General features: G+C 76.2%; 18 protein-coding genes and 1 pseudogene. 9 read left to right on the top strand and 10 right to left on the bottom strand.

Translation table 11 applies throughout. From position 1 onward, the window contains the following. Nucleotides 1-48: 48 nt before the first annotated feature. The 3 genes from QSK52_RS36570 to QSK52_RS36560 are packed head-to-tail and all read right to left on the bottom strand — an operon-like array spanning nucleotide 49 to nucleotide 1,278. A complete protein-coding gene (locus tag QSK52_RS36570; RefSeq protein ID WP_285740592.1) occupies nucleotides 49-540 on the bottom strand; it encodes a Clp protease N-terminal domain-containing protein in 492 nt (163 codons plus the stop codon). Then, complete coding sequence (locus QSK52_RS36565; protein WP_285740591.1) at nucleotides 537-773, bottom strand: hypothetical protein; 237 nt, start codon at nucleotides 771-773, stop codon at nucleotides 537-539. Before QSK52_RS36565 ends, QSK52_RS36570 begins: the two co-directional genes overlap by 4 nt. A gap of 52 nt (nucleotides 774-825) precedes the next feature. After that, nucleotides 826-1,278 (bottom strand): DUF6194 family protein, encoded by a 453-nt coding sequence (locus QSK52_RS36560; protein WP_285740590.1) that lies wholly within the window; start codon nucleotides 1,276-1,278, stop codon nucleotides 826-828. A 62-nt stretch (nucleotides 1,279-1,340) separates the two neighbouring features. On the opposite strand from QSK52_RS36560, the gene QSK52_RS36555 reads away from it, so the two are divergent. Continuing rightward, the gene (locus QSK52_RS36555) at nucleotides 1,341-2,066 is read left to right on the top strand and encodes a MerR family transcriptional regulator (protein ID WP_285740589.1); all 726 of its coding nucleotides are present in this window, start codon (nucleotides 1,341-1,343) and stop codon (nucleotides 2,064-2,066) included. A gap of 97 nt (nucleotides 2,067-2,163) precedes the next feature. On the opposite strand, the gene QSK52_RS36550 is transcribed toward QSK52_RS36555, so the two are convergent. The 5 genes from QSK52_RS36550 to QSK52_RS36530 all read right to left on the bottom strand — a co-directional run bounded on the left by QSK52_RS36550 (nucleotide 2,164) and on the right by QSK52_RS36530 (nucleotide 7,551). Continuing rightward, nucleotides 2,164-2,532 (bottom strand): winged helix-turn-helix domain-containing protein, encoded by a 369-nt coding sequence (locus QSK52_RS36550; protein WP_285740588.1) that lies wholly within the window; start codon nucleotides 2,530-2,532, stop codon nucleotides 2,164-2,166. Further along, nucleotides 2,529-3,269 (bottom strand): hypothetical protein, encoded by a 741-nt coding sequence (locus QSK52_RS36545; RefSeq protein ID WP_285740587.1) that lies wholly within the window; start codon nucleotides 3,267-3,269, stop codon nucleotides 2,529-2,531. The genes QSK52_RS36550 and QSK52_RS36545 overlap by 4 nt, the downstream gene beginning before the upstream one ends. A 124-nt stretch (nucleotides 3,270-3,393) precedes the next feature. Beyond that, complete coding sequence (locus tag QSK52_RS36540) at nucleotides 3,394-3,795, bottom strand: pyridoxamine 5'-phosphate oxidase family protein (protein ID WP_285740586.1); 402 nt, start codon at nucleotides 3,793-3,795, stop codon at nucleotides 3,394-3,396. Nucleotides 3,796-3,847: 52 nt separating this feature from the next. Further along, nucleotides 3,848-6,211 carry an amidohydrolase family protein gene (locus QSK52_RS36535; RefSeq protein ID WP_285740585.1) on the bottom strand — a complete coding sequence of 788 codons (2,364 nt, stop codon included), beginning with the start codon at nucleotides 6,209-6,211 and terminating at the stop codon, nucleotides 3,848-3,850. Beyond that, nucleotides 6,208-7,551, bottom strand: a complete 1,344-nt coding sequence (locus tag QSK52_RS36530; RefSeq protein ID WP_285740584.1) for a uracil-xanthine permease family protein — start codon at nucleotides 7,549-7,551, stop codon at nucleotides 6,208-6,210. The genes QSK52_RS36535 and QSK52_RS36530 overlap by 4 nt, the downstream gene beginning before the upstream one ends. A 371-nt stretch (nucleotides 7,552-7,922) precedes the next feature. Here QSK52_RS36530 and QSK52_RS36525 point away from each other — a divergent pair, with 371 nt between their 5' ends. From QSK52_RS36525 to QSK52_RS36515, 3 genes are all read left to right on the top strand, one after another. Next, nucleotides 7,923-9,398: a DUF2252 domain-containing protein gene (locus QSK52_RS36525; RefSeq protein WP_435053463.1), complete on the top strand. Its 1,476-nt coding sequence runs from the start codon at nucleotides 7,923-7,925 to the stop codon at nucleotides 9,396-9,398. Nucleotides 9,399-9,574: 176 nt separating this feature from the next. After that, nucleotides 9,575-10,747 carry a hypothetical protein gene (locus QSK52_RS36520; protein ID WP_285740583.1) on the top strand — a complete coding sequence of 391 codons (1,173 nt, stop codon included), beginning with the start codon at nucleotides 9,575-9,577 and terminating at the stop codon, nucleotides 10,745-10,747. Between the two features lie 54 nt (nucleotides 10,748-10,801). Continuing rightward, nucleotides 10,802-11,362 carry a GNAT family N-acetyltransferase gene (locus tag QSK52_RS36515; protein WP_285740582.1) on the top strand — a complete coding sequence of 187 codons (561 nt, stop codon included), beginning with the start codon at nucleotides 10,802-10,804 and terminating at the stop codon, nucleotides 11,360-11,362. Here the strand turns inward: QSK52_RS36515 and QSK52_RS36510 are convergent. After that, nucleotides 11,316-12,878, bottom strand: coding sequence for an alpha/beta hydrolase (locus QSK52_RS36510; RefSeq protein ID WP_285740581.1), 1,563 nt, complete (start codon nucleotides 12,876-12,878; stop codon nucleotides 11,316-11,318). The genes QSK52_RS36515 and QSK52_RS36510 overlap by 47 nt on opposite strands. Nucleotides 12,879-13,092: 214 nt before the next feature. Between QSK52_RS36510 and QSK52_RS36505 the strand changes: the two genes are divergently transcribed. The 5 genes from QSK52_RS36505 to QSK52_RS36485 all read left to right on the top strand — a co-directional run bounded on the left by QSK52_RS36505 (nucleotide 13,093) and on the right by QSK52_RS36485 (nucleotide 16,832). Beyond that, nucleotides 13,093-13,725, top strand: a complete 633-nt coding sequence (locus QSK52_RS36505) for a TetR/AcrR family transcriptional regulator (protein WP_285740580.1) — start codon at nucleotides 13,093-13,095, stop codon at nucleotides 13,723-13,725. Nucleotides 13,726-13,920: 195 nt separating this feature from the next. After that, nucleotides 13,921-14,712 (top strand): ATP-grasp domain-containing protein, encoded by a 792-nt coding sequence (locus QSK52_RS36500; protein ID WP_435053461.1) that lies wholly within the window; start codon nucleotides 13,921-13,923, stop codon nucleotides 14,710-14,712. 93 nt (nucleotides 14,713-14,805) lie between these two features. Beyond that, a complete protein-coding gene (locus QSK52_RS36495; protein WP_285740578.1) occupies nucleotides 14,806-15,210 on the top strand; it encodes a RidA family protein in 405 nt (134 codons plus the stop codon). A gap of 132 nt (nucleotides 15,211-15,342) precedes the next feature. Further along, nucleotides 15,343-16,599: a cytochrome P450 gene (locus QSK52_RS36490; RefSeq protein WP_285740577.1), complete on the top strand. Its 1,257-nt coding sequence runs from the start codon at nucleotides 15,343-15,345 to the stop codon at nucleotides 16,597-16,599. After that, nucleotides 16,596-16,832 (top strand): ferredoxin, encoded by a 237-nt coding sequence (locus QSK52_RS36485; protein ID WP_285740576.1) that lies wholly within the window; start codon nucleotides 16,596-16,598, stop codon nucleotides 16,830-16,832. The genes QSK52_RS36490 and QSK52_RS36485 overlap by 4 nt, the downstream gene beginning before the upstream one ends. 119 nt (nucleotides 16,833-16,951) lie before the next feature. Here QSK52_RS36485 and QSK52_RS36480 read toward each other — a convergent pair. Next, nucleotides 16,952-17,140, bottom strand: a pseudogene (locus QSK52_RS36480) (hypothetical protein); the annotation flags it as partial.

Raw genomic sequence — 17,140 nt, 5'->3', positions numbered from 1 at the left:
TCAGCGGTCGGGCGGTTCAGCCGTCGGGCGGTTCAGCCGTCGGGCGGTTCAGTCGTCGGCGGCCTGCTGCCCGGCCGCCGCCCGGGCCCGGTGGGCGAGCCCGGCGCGGTCGACGCCAGCCAGGGCGAGCGCCCTGGGCACCGTGCCCAACTCGGCGGACAGGACGCCGAGCAGCAGGTGGGCGGAGGTCAGGTCCTTCTTGCGGACGGCCGTGAAGCCGCGTTCCATGGCGAGCTTGCTGGAGGCGCCCAACCGGGGCCGCTCGCCGCTCGGGGTGGGTGCGGACAGGCCGTGGGCGCCCGGACTGACGCCGACCGCCCGCAGGCTGTGCTCGAACTCCCGGTCCAGCGCGGCCCGCACGGCGTCCCGGTCGAGTCCGGCGGCGGCCAGCAGCCGGGCGGCGACGTCGGGCTGCCGGGCGGGGTCAGCGGCGAGGGCGAGCAGCAGGTGGTGCGCGTCGGTGGTGGCCGACCCGTCCCGCCGGGCCTCGTCGGCGGCCCGGAGCAGCACATCGTGCAGGTAGTGGTCGAACGCGCTCATTCGCCGCGCCTCCTCAGCGTGACGCCACCGGCGATCAGCCGCTTGGCGTGCTTCTTGTGGACGGCCTGCCGGGTGACGCCGAGCGCCTCGGAGACCTGCGGCCAGCTCCAGCCCGCCCGCATGGCCTGTTCGACGGCGGCGTCCTCCAGCCGGTCGGCGAGCCGTCGCAGGGCGGCGACGGCAGCCAGGGCGTCGGCCGGGTCGGCGGGGAGGGGGGTGTCGTCCAGCGGCATGCGAGCAACTTAGGTTGACTAACTCGCCGCTGTCAACCCTGGTTGCTTCCTCTCACCGCCGGGCGGCTTCCCGCCGTTCGTGGCGGGTGCGGGCCAGCCGGTGGGCGGTGCTGAGCAGTTCGCGGGTGGCCGCGGCGGTGCGCTCGGCGGGGTTGGTCACGGCGAGCCAGCCGGCGGCGCCGTAGACGGGGTGCGCGATCAGGGTGTCGTCGGCGGGGGACGACGGGTCGGTGTCCGGGGCGCAGCGGGCGAGTTCGGCCTTTCCCGCGGCGATGTTGACCCGGAAGGCGCCCGGGCGGTCCAGGCGGGAGGCCGTGTCGTCGGGGTGGTCCTTGGTGACGACCGTCGCGAACGGCTGGGCCGTGGCCGGGAGGGTGCCGTCGGGCGCGTAGTAGAAGAACGCGTCGCCCCAGCCGGCCTCCGGGGTGCCGTCGCCGGGGCCGGGGCGCAGGGTCAGGACGCCGTCGAGGGCGGCGATGAAGTCGATGGTCTCGTCCATGGTCATGTGCTCTAGCGTGGCATTCACGTGCTTGTGGAGACTTCGGCGGTCGAAAGGCGGGGATCCGGGTGCAGAGTCTCAACTCCGGGGTGCTGCGGACGGTGGACGTGGCGCGGCGCGCCGGGTGCTCGGTGCAGCAGGTCCGCAACCTGGAGCGGGACGGGGTGCTGCCGCCCGCCGACCGCACCCCGGCCGGGTACCGGGTCCACACGGAGGTGCACCTGCACTCCGCGCTGGCCTACCGGGCGCTGGCGGCGGGTGCAGGACCGGCCGAGGCCAAGCGGATCGTCCGGGCCTTCCACCGGCCGCCCCGGGCGGAGGCGCTGGCGCTGCTCGACGCGGCGCACGCCCGGCTGGACGCGGAGCGGGCCAGGCTGCGGCTGGCCCGGGAGGCGGCCGGGGCGATCGCCGCGGAGCCGATCGGCGAGGTGCGCGCCTCGGACGCGATGGGCGTCTCGGAGCTCGCCGCCGCCCTGGGCGTGCGCCCCTCCGCGCTGCGGCACTGGGACGCGGAGGGGCTGGTCGTCCCCGACCGCGATCCGGTCCGGGGCACCCGGCGGTACACCCCGGCCCAGGTCCGCGACGCCCGGATCGTCCACCAGCTGCGCCTGGCCGGGCACCGGATCGGGCCGCTGCGCACCCTGCTGCCCGAACTGCGCGGCGCCCGCGGCCCGGCGGAGGTCACGGCGGCACTGGCCGCCCGGGACGCAGGGCTGACCGCCCGTTCGCTGGCCCTGCTGGAGGGGGCCGCCGCGCTCGGCGCGCTGCTGGCCTGCGCCCGGGCCGAGGGCTGAACCGGGCCGGGGTCGAGCTGGGGCCGGGGTCGAGCTGGGGCCGGGCCGGGCGGTCAGCGGTGGCAGGGCGGTCAGCGGTGGCAGCGCGGGGCGGGCGTCAGGTGGCGTCGGCGGTCTCGATCTGGTGGATCAGGCGCTTGAGTTGGGCGACCTCGTCGCGCAGGGCGCGTTCACCGGCGGGGGTGAGGGTGATCCAGGTGCGGGGGCGGCGGCCCTCGTAGCCCTTCTCGACGGCGATCAGGGCGGCCTTCTCCAGGACGGTGAGGTGCTGGCCGAGGTTCCCGGCGGTCAGGTCGAGGGTGGTGCGCAGGAAGCCGAACTCGGCGCGCCGGGCCTGGTGGGCGACGGCGAGGATGCCGAGGCGGATGCGCTGGTGGACGGTGTCGTCGAGGGCCTTGGCCGGGTGCTGCCCGGCGGCGTCGTCCACGGCGTTCCCGGCGTTCCCGGCGGTTCCGGCCGGGCTCATGCGGCGGCCTGCGGGCGGGCGCGGCGGTTGGCGAGGGCGAAGAGGAGGGCTCCGGTGAGCAGGTACAGGGCGGGGACGCCGTGGCGGCTCAGGGCGGACCAGGGGCCCGCGGCCGCGCCCCACCAGCCGAAGGTGACGGGGGTCAGTTCGATCAGCAGGTAGCCGAGGGCGAACAGGGCCAGCGCGCGGCTGCGGTCGATCCGGGCGAGCACCAGCAGGGGAACGCCGACCGCGGCGGCCCCGCCGAGGAACTGCTGGACCAGCCGGGTGCCGCGGGTGTCGGCGGCCAGGTGCAGGCCCCAGAGGTCGAGGTCGGCGCCGGGTGCGGGCTGGGAGGCGCCCCACCAGGTGGTGACGGCGAGGGCGGCGACGGCGGCGGCCCCGGCGAGGACGTACGGGCGGACGGGGGTGCCGACGCCGCGGCGGCGGGCGCGGTGCAGGTACCACCAGGCGGTGGCGGCGTACGCGGCGAGCGTGGCGGTCGTCCAGTAGACGGAGGAGCCCTGCCGCATCACGGTGCAGGTGTCACCGGGGGCGGCCGGGCCGCCGGGGCAGGGGACGACCGTCTGCTGGAAGGTGAGGCGGCCGACCAGGACGCCGCCCAGGGTGACCAGGCCGAACAGCAGCAGCGGGATCCAGGCGTCGCGCTGGACCGCTCGCACCCGTCGGGTCAACTCGCCGAGACCGGACAGGACTTCACGGGGGGTGCCGGGCAGCGGCACCGAGGCGTCTGTCATGCAGTCAGCTTTGCATCACAGACCTGTTGCCGCAAGAGAGCTGGCGCGGGCGGGCGCGCGGAAGGGGCGGGCACCCGGTGGGTGCCCGCCCCTGGAGGCCGTGCCGGACCGTGCCGACGGTTCCTCAGGCCCGGCCGAGGGCCCGGTCCACGGCGATCTCGATCACCACCCGCTCGGGGTTCTCCCGGGGCTGGCGGTAGCGCTCGGCGTAGCGGCGCACGGCGTCGGCGACGGAGGCGGCGTCCTGGCGGACCACGGCCCGGCCCTCCAGGGTGGCCCAGCGGGCCCGGTCGACCTGGCAGAGGGCGACCCGCAGCCCGGCCTCGCCCGCGGCCAGCACGTTGCGGACCTTGCGGCTCTCCCGGCTGCTGATCACCCGGGCGGTGCGGGTGGCCGGGTCGAAGGTCGCGCCGACCGGGACGACGTGCGGGGTGCCGTCGGGGCGCAGCGTGGTGAGGGTGCACAGCTGGTACTCGCGCCAGAAGGCGAGGTAGGCCGGGTCGAGGTCGTGGAGGTCGTGTGCCATGTCGGCATGCTAGTGCCGTGTCGGGCGGCCTCCGCCCGACACGGCACCGCCGCTAGCGGGCGAAGTTCGCGGCGATCCGCTGCTGGAGGTAGTCGGCCGCGGTGATCGGCGGGTAGCGGCCCTCCGGGCCCTCGATCACTACGTCGCGGTCGGCCTGCGCGAAGAACGCGATGCTGTGGCGGGCCGACCGGTCCTCGTCGGGCCCCGGCGACCTGACCCGGTGGAAGTTCGACGGGAGCCGGTCGTCGCTCCACCGCATCAGCATGTCCCCGATGTTGCAGGTGATCACGGAGTCCGCCGGTTCGACCGGCGTCCACTCCTGCGCCTCGGCCTCCTTGCCCGGGCACACCTGCAGGCCGCCCTGCCCGTCCCGCTGGAACAGCAGCGTCAGGCAGTCGAAGTCGGTGTGCGCCCCGGCCCGCCACACGTTCGCGGGGACCACGGCGTCCTCGGGCACGGCGAAGTAGTGCAGCATCCGCAGGGTCGACTGGTACTGCGGGCTCGCCGGGTCGTGGGCGTGCGCGAAGAACCCCTCGGGCAGCCCCAGCCGGTCGGCGAAGCAGGACAGCACCCGCATCGCCAGCTCCCGGCAGCTCGCCTCGAACGCCAGCACGCGTTCCCGGAACCCGGGCAGTGCGTCGTCCGGCCACAGGCCCGCCATGTGCGGGCGGGTCACCTGGTACGACTCCTTCCGGTCGGGCGTCCCGACCGAGGGGCGCACCTGGGACATCGACTCCCAGCCGGAGTTGAGCCCCTTCTTCAGGGCGTGCCGCGCCTTGGTCTCCTCCGGCAGGGCGAAGAAGGCCGCGGCGTCGGCGAACGCGCGGTCCACGGTGGCGGGTTCGATGCCGTGGTTGACCAGTTGGAAGAAGCCGATGTCGGTGGCGGCGGCCCACAGCTCCTCGGTGATCTCGGCCTTGCGGTGCTCGAAGTCGGTGAGGTCGATGCGGCGGATCTCCCGGGCGGACGTCTCCGTCCCGGCCCCGCCCATCCGGGACTCCCTGGCCAACTCGTCGAGCGCGTACGCGGTGCTGGTGCTGCTCGTCGTCGTGGCTGTCGCTCCTCCGGCAGGAAGTGGGGTACGGGGTGCGGTGACCGCGGGGGCCCAGCGGGCCAGGCCGGCCGCCAACCGGTCCGCGGGGAGCCGGACGTGCTCCCCGTCGCGCACCAGCACCTCGCCCCCGACCAGCACGGCCGCCACCGTCCTGCTGCCCGCGCAGGTCAGCAGCGTCGCCCCCGGGTCGCGGACCGGGAGGCAGGCGTAGTCGCGGTCGAAGCGGTGCAGGACGAGGTCCGCCCGCATCCCCGCCCGCACCCCGCCGTCCGGGTTCTCCTCGATCCCGAGCACCCGGTTCGCGCCGCCCGCCGCCATCGCGAACATCTCGGGGAACCCGAGCAGGTCCGCCCGGCGGTGCGCGGCCCGCTGCAGGTAGGCGCCGATGCGCAGCGCCTCCAGGATGTCCTGGGTGTCGTTGCTGGCGGCCCCGTCGACCCCGAGGCCGACGCTCAGTCCGGCCGCCAGCATCTCGGGCACCGGTGCGATCCCGCTGCCGAGCCGCATGTTGCTCAGCGGGTTGTACGAGACGCCGACGCCGTGCCGGGCGAGGGTGGCCCGCCCCTCGGCGTCGAGCTCCACGCAGTGCACGGCGAGCAGCCGCTCCCACAGGAACCCGGCCCGCTCCAGGTAGGCGACGGCGCCGACCCCGGCGTGGTCGCGGCACGTCGTGTCGTCCGTGGTGGTCTCCAGCAGGTGCAGCGAGACGGGCAGGCCGCGCTCCTCGGCGTACGCGCGCACGGCGCCCATGCCCTCCGGGGTCAGGCACCGCACGTTGGGCACGGCCAGGCCGATGTCCACCCGGCTGCCGCGCGCCTGCGCGATCAGCTCGTCGGTGTGCGCGAGGGCCTCCGGCAACGGCTGCATCAGCCGCGGGTCGAAGCCCCACCGGCGGCTCGGGTCGGCCCGGTCGGCGACGCCCCGGCACAGCACGGCCCGTACGCCGCTGTCCCGGAGGGCCCGCAGGACCGCGTCGTGCACCTCGGGCGAGGGGTGCGGCCACATGTGCTCGACGAGCGTGGTGGTGCCGCTGCGCAGGGCTTCGGCCGCGGCCGCGGCGGCGGCCGCGTAGGCCCGTTCGGGCGTGAGCTGCGCCGCCTCCTCGCCGACCGCCCGCAGCCAGGCGAGCAGTCCGAGCCCTTCGCCGGTGCCGCGCAGCCCGGCCTGGAAGAGGTGGGTGTGGGTGTTGACCAGGCCGGGCGTCAGGTGTCCGCCGTGCCCGTCCAGGACCTCGCCCCGGCACGGGAGTTCGCCGTGCGCCGAGAGCGCCGCGACCCGTCCGTCGGCGAGGTGCACGTCCGTCCCGGGCAGCCAGCGGCCCCCGCTGAGTACGGTCACGTCCGTGATCGTCGCGAGCGTCATCGGGTGGTCTCCTTCCGGCGCCGGGCCGCGCCCGTGTGGTGGAACAGCAGGTTGAGCAGGAACGCGGCGATCCCGGTGACGGCGATGCCGCTGTCCAGGACGGTGCGCAGGGACGGGGGGAGCGGCGCGTAGAAGTCCGGTGCGCCGAGGGGGAGCAGGCCGAGCGCGAAGGCGAGGGCGACGGTCAGCAGGTTCCGCGGCTCGGACAGGTCGGCGCGGGCGAGGATGCGCAGCCCGACGGCGCCCACCGTCCCGAACATCACGAGCGAGACCCCGCCGAGGACCGGCCCCGGCACGGCGGCGACGGCGGCCCCGAGGACGGGCACGAACGCCAGCAGCACCATCAGCGCTCCGGACAGCGCCACCACGTGGCGGCTCTTGACGCGGGTCACGCTCACCAGGCCCACCGACTGCCCGAACGTCACGACGGGGAAGGAGGCGAGCGCCCCCGACAGCGCGGTGGCGGCCCCGTCGGCGCGCAGCGCCCGCACGACGGTGGGCGCGTCGTCGCCGCGGCCGACGATCTGGCCGACCGCGAGGGTGTCGCCGACGGACTCCACCATGTTCACGAGCTGCACGACGAGCATCGCCGCGACGGCGGGCAGCACGAGGGCGGGCACCCCGAAGGCGGCCGGATCGGGCACCGTGACGACGCGCGCGTCCGCGACCCCCGACCCGTCGAACAGTCCCAGCGGCACCGCGGCCGCGGTGCCCGCGGCCATGGCGAGGAGCACCGAGAAGCGGGCGAGCGCGGGCGGTGCGGCGCGTTCCACGACGACCGCGAGCAGCACCGTCCCGGCGGCGAGCGCGAGCCCGCGGCCGCCGCTGCCGCCGGTCCCCTGCCCGGCGACGAGACGGGCCGCCGAGGGCACCAGCGAGAACCCGATGACGGCGATGACCGTCCCGGTGACCAGCGGCGGGAACAGGTGCAGGCAGCGCCCGAACCAGGGCGCGACGGCCAGTGTCACCAGGCCGGAGACGACGGTCGCCCCGAAGACGGCGGCGAGCCCGTGCTGCTGCCCGATGAGGACGGCGGGGGTGATCGCGGTGAACGTGGAGCCCATCACGATCGGCAGCCGCGCCCCGAACCACTTCAGGCCCAGCGACTGCAGCACGGTGGCGATCCCGCTGACCAGCAGGTTGGCGCTGATGAGCAGCCGGATCCGGTCCTCGGGCAGGTGCAGCGCGGTTCCCACGAGCAGCGGCATCGTGGCCATGCCCGCGTAGGCGACGAGCAGGTGCTGCAGGCTCAGCGGTACCAGCCGCCGCCACGGCGGTCGTACGTCGACGGGGTGGGGTCCTCGGGGTGCGGGTGCGACGGCGTGCTCGACGACAGCCATCGTTCCTCCTCACAGCTCGGCGGAAGACGGCTGGTTAGCGCCCGGACGAGCCCAGCGCCCGGACGCGCACCGGCCGTTGCAGCCATGACCGGTGTGGAGGTGACGGTAGGCAGGCGGTGTTTCGGCGGCGTTGCGCTCCGGAAACCGCGGCGTACCCGACCGCGCGGGGCGGCGCGGCCCGACGGCCGGACGGCGGCGGCGCGGTCGGGTGGCCGGACGGCGGCGGCGCGGTCCGGTGGCCGGACCCGGGCGCGTCGTCGTCCGTCCGGCCGGGTAGCGTCACCGCTGGTGGGGGCGGCCCCCGCCGCGGTCGGAGGGGAGTGCGGGTGTCGGCGGTGGAGGTCCGGGCGGAGGGTCCGGAGGCTTCCGGGGTGGCGGAACTGCTGCCCCGGTCCAGGGAGTTCGCGGTCGAGGGGTTCGCGGGGGACGCCTCCGCGGTGCCGGCCCGCCCGTCGGCGGCGCTGCTGGCGGCGGAGGGTTTCGCGCTCGCGGACGGCCCGAAGCGGCGCGGCAAGCTGCTGCGCGAGCGGGTGCCGTTGGAGTCGCACGCGCAGCTGGTGCTCTCGGCCTCGCGCCCGGAGGTGGTCGCGGCGGTGGAGTCGGCGAACGCGGGCCGGCTGCCGCACCTGGTGCCGCTGCGGGTCGGGCGGATGGCGGCCTCGCCGTTCGCGTTCCTGCGCGGTTCGGCGGGGCTGATGGCGCACGACCTGGCGACCACGCCGGTCAGCGGCATCGCGGCGCAGCTGTGCGGGGACGCGCACGCCGCCAACTTCGGCCTGTACGGGGACGCCCGGGGCCGGTTGGCGCTGGACCTGAACGACTTCGACGAGACGGTCTCGGGCCCGTGGGAGTGGGACCTGAAGCGGCTGGCGGCCAGCCTGGTGCTGGCGGGGCGGCAGGCCGGGGCGGACGAGGTCGCCTGCCGCCGGGCGGCGTTCGACGCGGCGGCGACGTACCGGCGGACGGTGCGGCAGCTGGCGAAGCTCCCGGCGCTGGACGCCTGGAACGCCTGGGACGCCATCGCGGAGCACCAGTTGGTGGAGTTCGCGGGCGCGCACGAGCTGAGCGGACTGCTGGCGGCGGTGTCGGCGAAGGCGCTGCGCAACACCGGGGCGAAGTTCGCGGCGCGCTCCACCGTCCGCACCGAGGACGGGGGTTGGCGGTTCGCCGCGGCGCCGCCGATCCTCAGCGAGGTGACGGACCGTGAGGCCGAGCTGGTGGCAGGCTCGTTGGCGTCCTACCGGCACACCGTCCCGGCGGAGCTGCACCCGCTGCTGGCCCGGTTCCGGGTGCAGGACGTGGCGTTCCGGGTGGTGGGCACCGGCAGCGTCGGCACCCGCTCGTACGTGGTGCTGCTGACCGACCGCAGGGGCGGGCCGCTGGTGCTGCAGGTGAAGGAGGCCCGGGCCTCGGTGCTGCTGCCGCACCTGGTGCGGGCCGGGTTCCCGGTGCCGGACGGGGGCGGGCACGAGGGGCGCCGGGTGGTGCTCGGGCAGAAGCGCATGCAGGTGGTGTCCGACCCGCTGATGGGCTGGACCAGCGTCGCCGGACTCCCCTACCAGGTACGGCAGTTCCGCAACCGCAAGGGCAGCGTCGACCCGGCCGCGCTGACCGCCTCCCAGCTCGACGACTACGGCCGCCTCACCGGCGCGCTGCTGGCCCGCGCCCACGCCCACACCGCGGACGCCGCGCTGATCGCCGGGTACTGCGGCAAGGACGACCGCCTGGACGACGCGGTGGCCCGGTTCGCGGTCGCCTACGCCGACCGGTCCGAGGCCGACCACGCGGCGCTGCTGGCCGCGATCCGCACCGGCCGTCTCGCCGCGGAGCCCGCGCCGGGCGCCTGAACCGGGCCCGGGCGCCTCGACCGGGGCGCCCGGGCCCGGTTGCGGTGCAACCGTCCGGGTTGTGGTGCAACCGTCCGGGTTGCGGTTCCGTCTCCATTCCCGCGCACCGGTGCGGATCGTGACCGCGTGCTGCCACATTGGTGACTGAACTCAACCGCTCGGACAGGAGATTGACGATGGTTTCGGGGGACGGGGCCGTGTCGGCCGAGGTCGTGGTCGACGCGCTGCTGCAGCCGGACGGGGCTGCCTCGGCGGCCCTGGAGGCGGAGTCGGTGGCCCGGGTGCGCCACGAACTGCAGCGCCTGCCGCGCTGGCAGCAGGCGCTGGCGGCCGCGACGGCCGCACCGCGGGACGCGGCGGCCCGCGCCGCGCTCACCGGGGCCGTCGACGAGGTGCTCGGCTTCAACTCGGCGCTGGCGCAGTCGCTCCGCCTGACGGACGCCGCTGCCGCCGCCGCGCCCGCGGCCCCGTCCGCTGCCGCCGTGCCGGGCGGGGGTGCGCCCTCGTTCGAGAAGGCTCCCCCGCCGACCCTGATCGCCACCCCCGCCGTGCCTGCTGCCCCCGCCGCCCCGCCCGCTCCCCCGGCCCCGCCGTCCGCGGCCCCGTTCGCCCCGCCGTCCGCGGCCCCCTCCGCACCACCGTCCGCCGCCCCGTTCGCGGCCCCCGCCGCGCCGGGGCTGCCGCCCGCCCCGCCCGCGGCGCCGCCCGGCGCCCCCGCCGCGCCCGTCTACCCGGCGCTGCCCACCGGCGCCCCGGTCGACCCGGCGGTGCTGGCCAAGCGCAAGCGGATCGCGCTGGGCGTCGGCGCGGTGGTCGTGGTGGGCGGCCTGATCCTGCTGGGCAGCACCGTGTTCGGCGGCGGAGGCGCCCCGCACCTGCCCGGTTCGGTGGAGGGCGAGAAGCTGCGGGCCAGTTCGGCGAAGGGCGACTACCCGGACTGGAACGACATGAATGCGAGCATGACCAAGCTGGGCGTGCAGGACATCCAGGGGGCGGTGTACGGCGAGGTGCCGGAGGCCGAGGCCGACAGCCCGTTCGGGGGCAGCGACCGCGAGGCGCGCTGGAACGTGGTGATCGGCAAGCCCGGCCCCGGGTTCCAGCAGTGGGTCGCCCAGATGGCCTCGTCCGCCGACGAGAGCGACGCCCCGCACGTCGTCGAGTCGAGCCTGGACGGCACGATGTACTGCGACTCGTACGACCCGGACGACAGCGCGCGGACCCGGGCCCGCAAGGAGATCACCTGCGTCTGGTCCGACAGCGACCACCTGATCGTCGTCATCGGCACGGGCGTCGACGAGAACCTCCCGCCCAAGGTCCTGGAGCGCATCCACCGCGGCAGCGAGCACTGACGCCCCGGAGGAGCACCGCTCCGCGCCCGGAGCGCGGTCGCGCACAATGGGGTGATGCGCACACGTGAGGTCCGGGTCGAGGAACTGCCGCTGCTCCAGGAGATCGAGCGGGCGGCCGGAGGCTGCTTCCGCGAGGTCGGGATGGACGCGATCGCGGACGACGAGCCGTTCTCCGTCCCGGAGTTGACGGCGTTCCTGGACGCGGGCCTGGCCTGGGTCGCGGTGGACGGCGCCGACCGCCCGGTCGCCTACCTGGTCGCGGAGCGGGTCGACGACGCGCTGCACGTCGAGCAGGTCTCGGTGCACCCCTCGCACGCCCGCCGGGGCGTCGGCCGCGGCCTGCTGGAGCACCTGGCCGCGCGGGCCGCGGCCGAGGGCGTGCCCGCACTGACCCTCACCACCTTCGCCGACGTCCCGTGGAACGCCCCGTACTACGCCCGCTGCGGTTTCCGTCCCGTGCCGGAGGACGCCCTGGGGCCCGGCCTGCGCGCGGTCCGGGCCCGGGAGGCGGCGCACGGCCTGGACCGCTGGCCGCGCCTGGTGATGCGCCGCCCCCTCCGAGCGGCCGTCAGGAGGACGGCGCCGCGTCCGGAGCGGGGTCGGGACGGCAGCTGAGGTCGTGGGCGGGGAGGACGCCGGTGGCGAGGAAGCGGTCGGCGGCGGTGACCGCGCAGGACGGCGTGGCCGGGTCGTAGGCGCCGTGGTTGCCGCCCTCGACGGTGACCATCACGGCCCGTCGGCCGAGCGCGGAGCGCATGCCGAGGGCCCCTTGGTAGGGGGTGGCGGGGTCGCGGGTGGTCTGCAGCAGCAGGATGTCGGCGGCGCCCCGTCCGGCCCCCCGGTCGGTGACCCGGACGGCGGGTTCGGCGGGGGCGGGCCAGAACGCGCAGGGCCAGATGTTGGCGCCCATGCCCGCGAGCAGCGGGTTGCGCGCCCGGCTCTCGGTGACGGCCCGCTGGTAGCGGGCGGGGTCGCGGTCGGCGGGGGTGTCGTTGCACAGGACGGCGACGAGGGCCGCCACGTCGTTGTCGGCGGGGACGCCGGGGGTGTCGCCCTTGGCGAGCCACCAGTAGGGGACGGGGCCCGCGCCGTCGGCGGCCAGGAAGCTCCACCAGTCGGCGATCTCCGGGAACAGCGCGGTGTGGTACGAGTCGAGGCGGTACAGGGTGCGCCACAGGTTGCCGTCGACCGGCCCGGCCACCGGGTGGTCGACCGGGGTGCGGTCGAGTTTCGCGGCCAGTGCGAGGTAGTGGGCGCGGACGGCGGCGGGCGTCGCACCGAAGTGCAGGTCGGCGTCGCGGGCGGCGGCCCAGTCGGCGAAGTCCGCGAAGCGCAGTTCGGCGCCGCCGTCCCAGGAGGCGAGCCGTTCCTGCCAGGTGGCGTTGGGGTCGACGTTGCCGTCGAGGACGAAGCGGTCGGTGCGGCCGGGGAAGAGCTGGGCGTACACCGCGCCCAGGTAGGTGCCGTAGGAGGCGGCCCGGTAGGAGATCCGCGGTTCGCCGAGGGCGGCCCGGATGCGGTCGAGGTCGCGCGCGGTGTCGGCGGTGGTCAGGTGCCGGACGAGGTCGCCGCCCGCGGCGAGGCAGTCCCGGGCGAGGTCGCGGGCGAAGCGCACGTTCGGGGCGATCGAGCCGTCCGGGGCGGGGAACGGGAAGACCTGCTGCCAGGGCACGTCGGCGGGGGTCCGTCCGCAGGTCACGGGGGTGCTGTGGCCGACGCCGCGCGGGTCGAAGCCGACCAGGTCGTAGCGGTCCAGCACCTCGCGCGGGTACCCGGCGGCCAGTGCGCTCGGCAGGTGCAGGCTGGCGACGCCGGGGCCGCCGCCGTTGTGCACCAGGATGCCGCGCCGCAGGCCCGGCTTCGCCGTCGCCAGCCGGGACACGGCGATCTCGATCGTCCGCCCGTGCGGCGCCCGGTGGTCCAGGGGCACCCGCACCGTGGTGCACCGCAGTGCCGGGTCCACCGGCGCGCCCGAGGGGTCGGCCGGGCAGTCCGTCCACACCGGTCGCGGGGGCCGCTCGGCGGGCGCGGCCGCGGCCGCCTCCGCTCCTGCCGTCGTCCCGGCCAGGGCCAGGGCCAGCACGAACCCGACGGCTCCCAGGCGGCCGCCCGCACGCGATCTCGTCCACATGGACTAGACCATAGGGAGCCGGGCCGCTCGGCGCCATACCCCCGCAGGGGTGGGAGAGGTGGTCGACATGTCGACCAACCCCCTTTCCCTCCAGTGGAAATGACCTGACGTCAGCTCACCTGATCTCCGGCGCCCCGGACCTCGGTGCGGCGGACGGGCGCCGCCGCGGCGGCGCCGGACCGAACCGTCCGGTTCGGTCCGGTACGGTGGGGGCATGACACCCCCGCCCGGAGCCGACTCGACCCGCGACCGCATCGTCGCCGCGGCCACCGCCGAGTTCGCCCGGCACGGGATCGCCGGGGCCCGGATCGAGCGCATCGCCAAGGCCGCCCGCACCAGCAAGGAGCGCCTGTACGCGTACTTCCGCGGCAAGGAGGAGCTGTACGCGACCGTCGCCGCCGCGGAGTTGACGGCCGTCGCCGAGGCGACCCGGCTCGACCCGACCGACCTCCCGGCGTACGCGGGCCGCCTCCACGACTACTTCTCCGCGCACCCGGACCGGCTGCGCCTGATGTCCTGGGGCCGCCTGGAGCTCTCCCCGGACCCGGCCCCGGACGCGACGGGCACGACGGGCTCGGCGAACGCGGCGGACTCGGCGGACGACCCGGTGCGGGCCACCGTGCGGCACAAGACCGAGCAGCTGCGCCTGGCCCAGCAGGCGGGCCACCTCGACCCGTCCTGGGACCCGCTGGACGTCCTGGTGCTGCTCAACCAGCTCGCCACCGCCTGGGCCGGCCAGTCCGAGTTCCTGCCCGCCGACGAGGAGCAGCGCGCCGCCTTCCTGGCCGACCGCCGGGCCGCCGTCGTCCGGGCCGTCCAGCGCCTCTTCCCGGCCGCCACCTCCTGACCCCTCCCCCTCCCCGTCCCCCGTCACACGACCCGGTCCCGCCCCGGCCCGCCGACGATAAGCAGCAGGCCGCCGCAGCCCGGACCGTCCAACCCCCTACCACCCGGCCGACCCGGCCGCGGGCAGCGCGCACGGCGCCGTCGGGGACGGAAAACCGCTGGCCGGCGCGGTGCGCGGCGCGGCATGATCGCGGGCGTGTCCACCGCCACCCTGCTCCTCGCCCCCCGGATCAACGAGACCGGCCTGCAACTGCGCACCGCCGCCGGGCGGCGCGGGCTGCGGGCGTTCACGGCGGCGTCCTGGCGCGCCCCGCGGGAGCTGGCGGGGGCGCCGGTCCACCTGTACGGCGGGCCGCTGTTCGCCGACGCGGTGGGGCGGGAGCTGGGGCTGGCGCCGGTGGAGCCGTCGGACGGCTGGCTGGCCGCGCTGCCGCGCGAGGTGACCGGCCGCCGGGTGGAGTTGACGACGCTCGCCGCGGCGCGTCGGCTGTCCGGCCCGGCTTTCGTCAAGGCCCCGGCCGACAAGCACTTCGCCGCCCGGGTGTACCCGGAGGGCGCCGCCCTGCCCGGTCCGGAGCTGCTGGACGGTGACACGCCGGTGCTGGTCAGCGAGGTGGTCCGGTTCGAGGCCGAGTTCCGCCTGTTCGTCCTGGACGGCGCGGTGCGCGCCGCGTCCCGCTACGCCCTGGACGGTGAGCTCGCGGTCGCCGAACCGGGGCCGGACGGACCGGAGTTGCTGGCGTTCGCCGCGGAGGTGCTGGCCGCGGCGTCCGGCCCGGCCCGGCTGCCGAGTGCCGCCGTGGTCGACCTCGGCCGCACCGGGCGCGGCTGGGCGGTGGTCGAGGCCAACGCGGCCTGGGCCAGCGGCGGTTACGCGTGCGACTCGGACGCCGTGCTGGACGTGGTGCTGCGCGCGGCCGGTCCGCTCGCCGAACTCCCGTCCGCCGACCGCCCGTTCCTCCGACCGCTGACCGAGGTCGTCCGCTGACCGAGGTCGTCCGCCGACCGCGAGCGGCCTCCGCGTGCTCCCCCGCCGAAAGTCCCGTGCGTCCGGCGCCCGGCGTGGGTGAGGATGGCCGCCATGAGCTCTTCTCACCTCACCCACATCACCGAGCCGCCGGGCGTCGCGCCGGGCACGGGCTACACGCAGGTCGTCACCGGGACGGGGCGGCTGGTCCAGGTCTCCGGGCAGGTCGCGTTCGACGAGCGGGGCGAACTGGTCGGCGCGGGCGATCCGGAGGCCCAGGCCCGGCAGGTGTTCGAGAACCTGCGGCGCTGCCTGGCGGCGGCCGGGGCCGGGTTCTCGGACGTCGTGAAGTTCACCGTCTTCGTCACCGACGTCGCGTACCTGCCGGCCGTCCGCAAGGCCCGCGACGAGCACGTGGACACCGAGCGGCCGCCCGCGAGCTCGGCCGTCCAGGTCGCGGCGCTGTTCCGGCCGGAGGTCCTGATCGAGGTCGAGGCGCTGGCCGTCGTCGCCGACTGACGACGCCCCGCCCGCCCGGCCCGCGGGTGGCTGGTTTGCGTTCTACTCGCGGGCGGGGTCGGCCGCTTACGGTCGGTGGTGGGGGCTGCCCGGCGGCGGCCCCGTCCTGCAGGTGCCTTGTCAGGAGGACGGATGACCACCGACGCCACCACCCCCGCCCCCGGTGCCCCCGGCGCGCAGCCGCTGGTGCCGCTGCACTGCCTGCTGCGGGCCGAGGCCGGTCCGCCCCGGCTGGCCGCGCTGCCGACCGGGACGCCGGTGTGGGTGCTGACCCGGCACGCGGACGTCCGGCAGGCGCTCGCCCACCCGGACCTCGGCCGGGCCCCGCTGTACGCGCCGGACGCCCCGCCGATCACGCTGACGCCGAACATCCTGGACGACCCGTCCTCGATCCTGAACAGCGACGGACCGGAGCACCAGGCGATCCGCCGCACCGTCCAACGCGCTTTCACGCCACGGGCGATCGAGCGCTGGCGGCCCTGGGTGGACGGGGTGGTGCGGGAGCTGGTGGGCGACCTGGTCGCCTCGGGGTCGCCGGTCGAGGTGGTGGAGGCGCTCACCAAGCCGCTGCCGGTGCGGGTGATCAGCCGGCTGATGGAGCTGGAGGGCCTGGACACCGAGCGGCTCGGCCGCTGGAGCGACCACGCGCTGTCGACCACGGCGTACAGCGCCGAGGAGATCGGGGCGGCGATCCGGGAGTTCGGCGCGTTCGGGCACCAGCTGGTGCAGGAGCGGCGGAAGAACCCGGGCGAGGACCTGGTGAGCTCGCTGGTGCAGGCCGCCGACCAGACCGGCGGCATGACGGAGGCCCAGATCACCTCGCTCACCATCGGACTGGTGATCGCCGGGCACGAGACCACCATGACCAGTTTCGGCAACGCCCTGGTCTACCTGCTCGACCCGGACCGCACCGACCGCCCGGGGCAGGCCGAGCACCCGGACCGCGCTGTGGCCTGGCGGCGGATCGGCGCGGACCCGGCTGCGGCCGCCGCGGCGACCGAGCAGCTCCTGCGCACCGTGCCGCTCGGCGACCGCACCACCGCCCCGGGCTCGCTGCGCCGGGCCACCGCCGACGTGGAGATCGGCGGCGTGACCATCCCGGCGGGCGCGGTCGTGGCCGCCGACGCGGTGGCCGCCAACGCCGACCCGGAGGTCTACCCGCCCGGCCCGCTCGACCTGTTCGCCCCGCTCGGCACCCCGTCGCTGACCTTCGGCGCCGGACCGCACCACTGCCTGGGCGCCTGGCTGGCCCGGATGGAGCTCGAACTCGGCCTGCACCACCTCGCCCGCGCCCTGCCCGACCTGCGCCTGGCCACCCCCGTCGACCGCATCGAGTGGCGCACCGGCCTGGTCACCCGCAGCCCGCTCCGCCTGGAGGTGTCCTGGTGAGCGACGCCCCGCCCCTGGTCGTGACGGTCGACCGGGCCCGCTGCATCGGCAGCGGCCTGTGCGCCCGCACCGCCCCCGCCGACCTCTCCCTCGCCCCCGACGGCCGCGCGACCCCCGCCCGCCCGACCACCGAGGGCTCCGCCGAACTGACCGAGGCCGCGGAGATGTGCCCCGTCGAGGCCATCACCGTCCGCGACGCCGCCACCGGCGAACTGGTCGCCCCCGTCTGGTGACCCACCGCCGACGGCCGGGGCCCGCTGCCCGACCGCACCCACCGCCGACGGTCGGGGCCCGCTGCCGGGCCCCGGCCGCGCACGGCGCTCCGCTCAGAAAGTGTGGGGTAATTGGCTAGCTACTGATCGTTGAGGTCGTCGGCGAGGCGGCGGGCTGCTTCGGTCTCGATGGGGCCGCGTAGTTCGATCTCCTCGCCGGCGAGGCGGGCGGCCATGAGGCGGATCATGGCGACCTTGATCATCGCTTCGGCGTGCGCGGTCTTGCGCTCGTAGTCCCTCGCCAACCGTCTGCACCGTCCCAGCCAGGC

This window comes from Kitasatospora phosalacinea (assembly GCF_030268885.1).
Classification (GTDB): Bacteria; Actinomycetota; Actinomycetes; order Streptomycetales; family Streptomycetaceae; genus Kitasatospora; species Kitasatospora phosalacinea_C.
Note: the sequence above shows the minus strand (reverse complement) of the source record. Positions and strands in the feature narration are given on the sequence as shown.

What these genes read in the sequence shown, in the direction of transcription:
- QSK52_RS36570 (WP_285740592.1), bottom strand. Translation starts at nt 540, where the DNA reads ATGAGCGCGTTCGACCACTACCTGCACGATGTGCTGCTCCGGGCCGCC.
- QSK52_RS36565 (WP_285740591.1), bottom strand. Translation starts at nt 773, where the DNA reads ATGCCGCTGGACGACACCCCCCTCCCCGCCGACCCGGCCGACGCCCTG.
- QSK52_RS36560 (WP_285740590.1), bottom strand. Translation starts at nt 1,278, where the DNA reads ATGACCATGGACGAGACCATCGACTTCATCGCCGCCCTCGACGGCGTC.
- QSK52_RS36550 (WP_285740588.1), bottom strand. Translation starts at nt 2,532, where the DNA reads ATGAGCCCGGCCGGAACCGCCGGGAACGCCGGGAACGCCGTGGACGAC.
- QSK52_RS36545 (WP_285740587.1), bottom strand. Translation starts at nt 3,269, where the DNA reads ATGACAGACGCCTCGGTGCCGCTGCCCGGCACCCCCCGTGAAGTCCTG.
- QSK52_RS36540 (WP_285740586.1), bottom strand. Translation starts at nt 3,795, where the DNA reads ATGGCACACGACCTCCACGACCTCGACCCGGCCTACCTCGCCTTCTGG.
- QSK52_RS36535 (WP_285740585.1), bottom strand. Translation starts at nt 6,211, where the DNA reads ATGACGCTCGCGACGATCACGGACGTGACCGTACTCAGCGGGGGCCGC.
- QSK52_RS36530 (WP_285740584.1), bottom strand. Translation starts at nt 7,551, where the DNA reads ATGGCTGTCGTCGAGCACGCCGTCGCACCCGCACCCCGAGGACCCCAC.
- QSK52_RS36520 (WP_285740583.1), top strand. Translation starts at nt 9,575, where the DNA reads ATGGTTTCGGGGGACGGGGCCGTGTCGGCCGAGGTCGTGGTCGACGCG.
- QSK52_RS36515 (WP_285740582.1), top strand. Translation starts at nt 10,802, where the DNA reads ATGCGCACACGTGAGGTCCGGGTCGAGGAACTGCCGCTGCTCCAGGAG.
- QSK52_RS36510 (WP_285740581.1), bottom strand. Translation starts at nt 12,878, where the DNA reads ATGTGGACGAGATCGCGTGCGGGCGGCCGCCTGGGAGCCGTCGGGTTC.
- QSK52_RS36505 (WP_285740580.1), top strand. Translation starts at nt 13,093, where the DNA reads ATGACACCCCCGCCCGGAGCCGACTCGACCCGCGACCGCATCGTCGCC.
- QSK52_RS36495 (WP_285740578.1), top strand. Translation starts at nt 14,806, where the DNA reads ATGAGCTCTTCTCACCTCACCCACATCACCGAGCCGCCGGGCGTCGCG.
- QSK52_RS36490 (WP_285740577.1), top strand. Translation starts at nt 15,343, where the DNA reads ATGACCACCGACGCCACCACCCCCGCCCCCGGTGCCCCCGGCGCGCAG.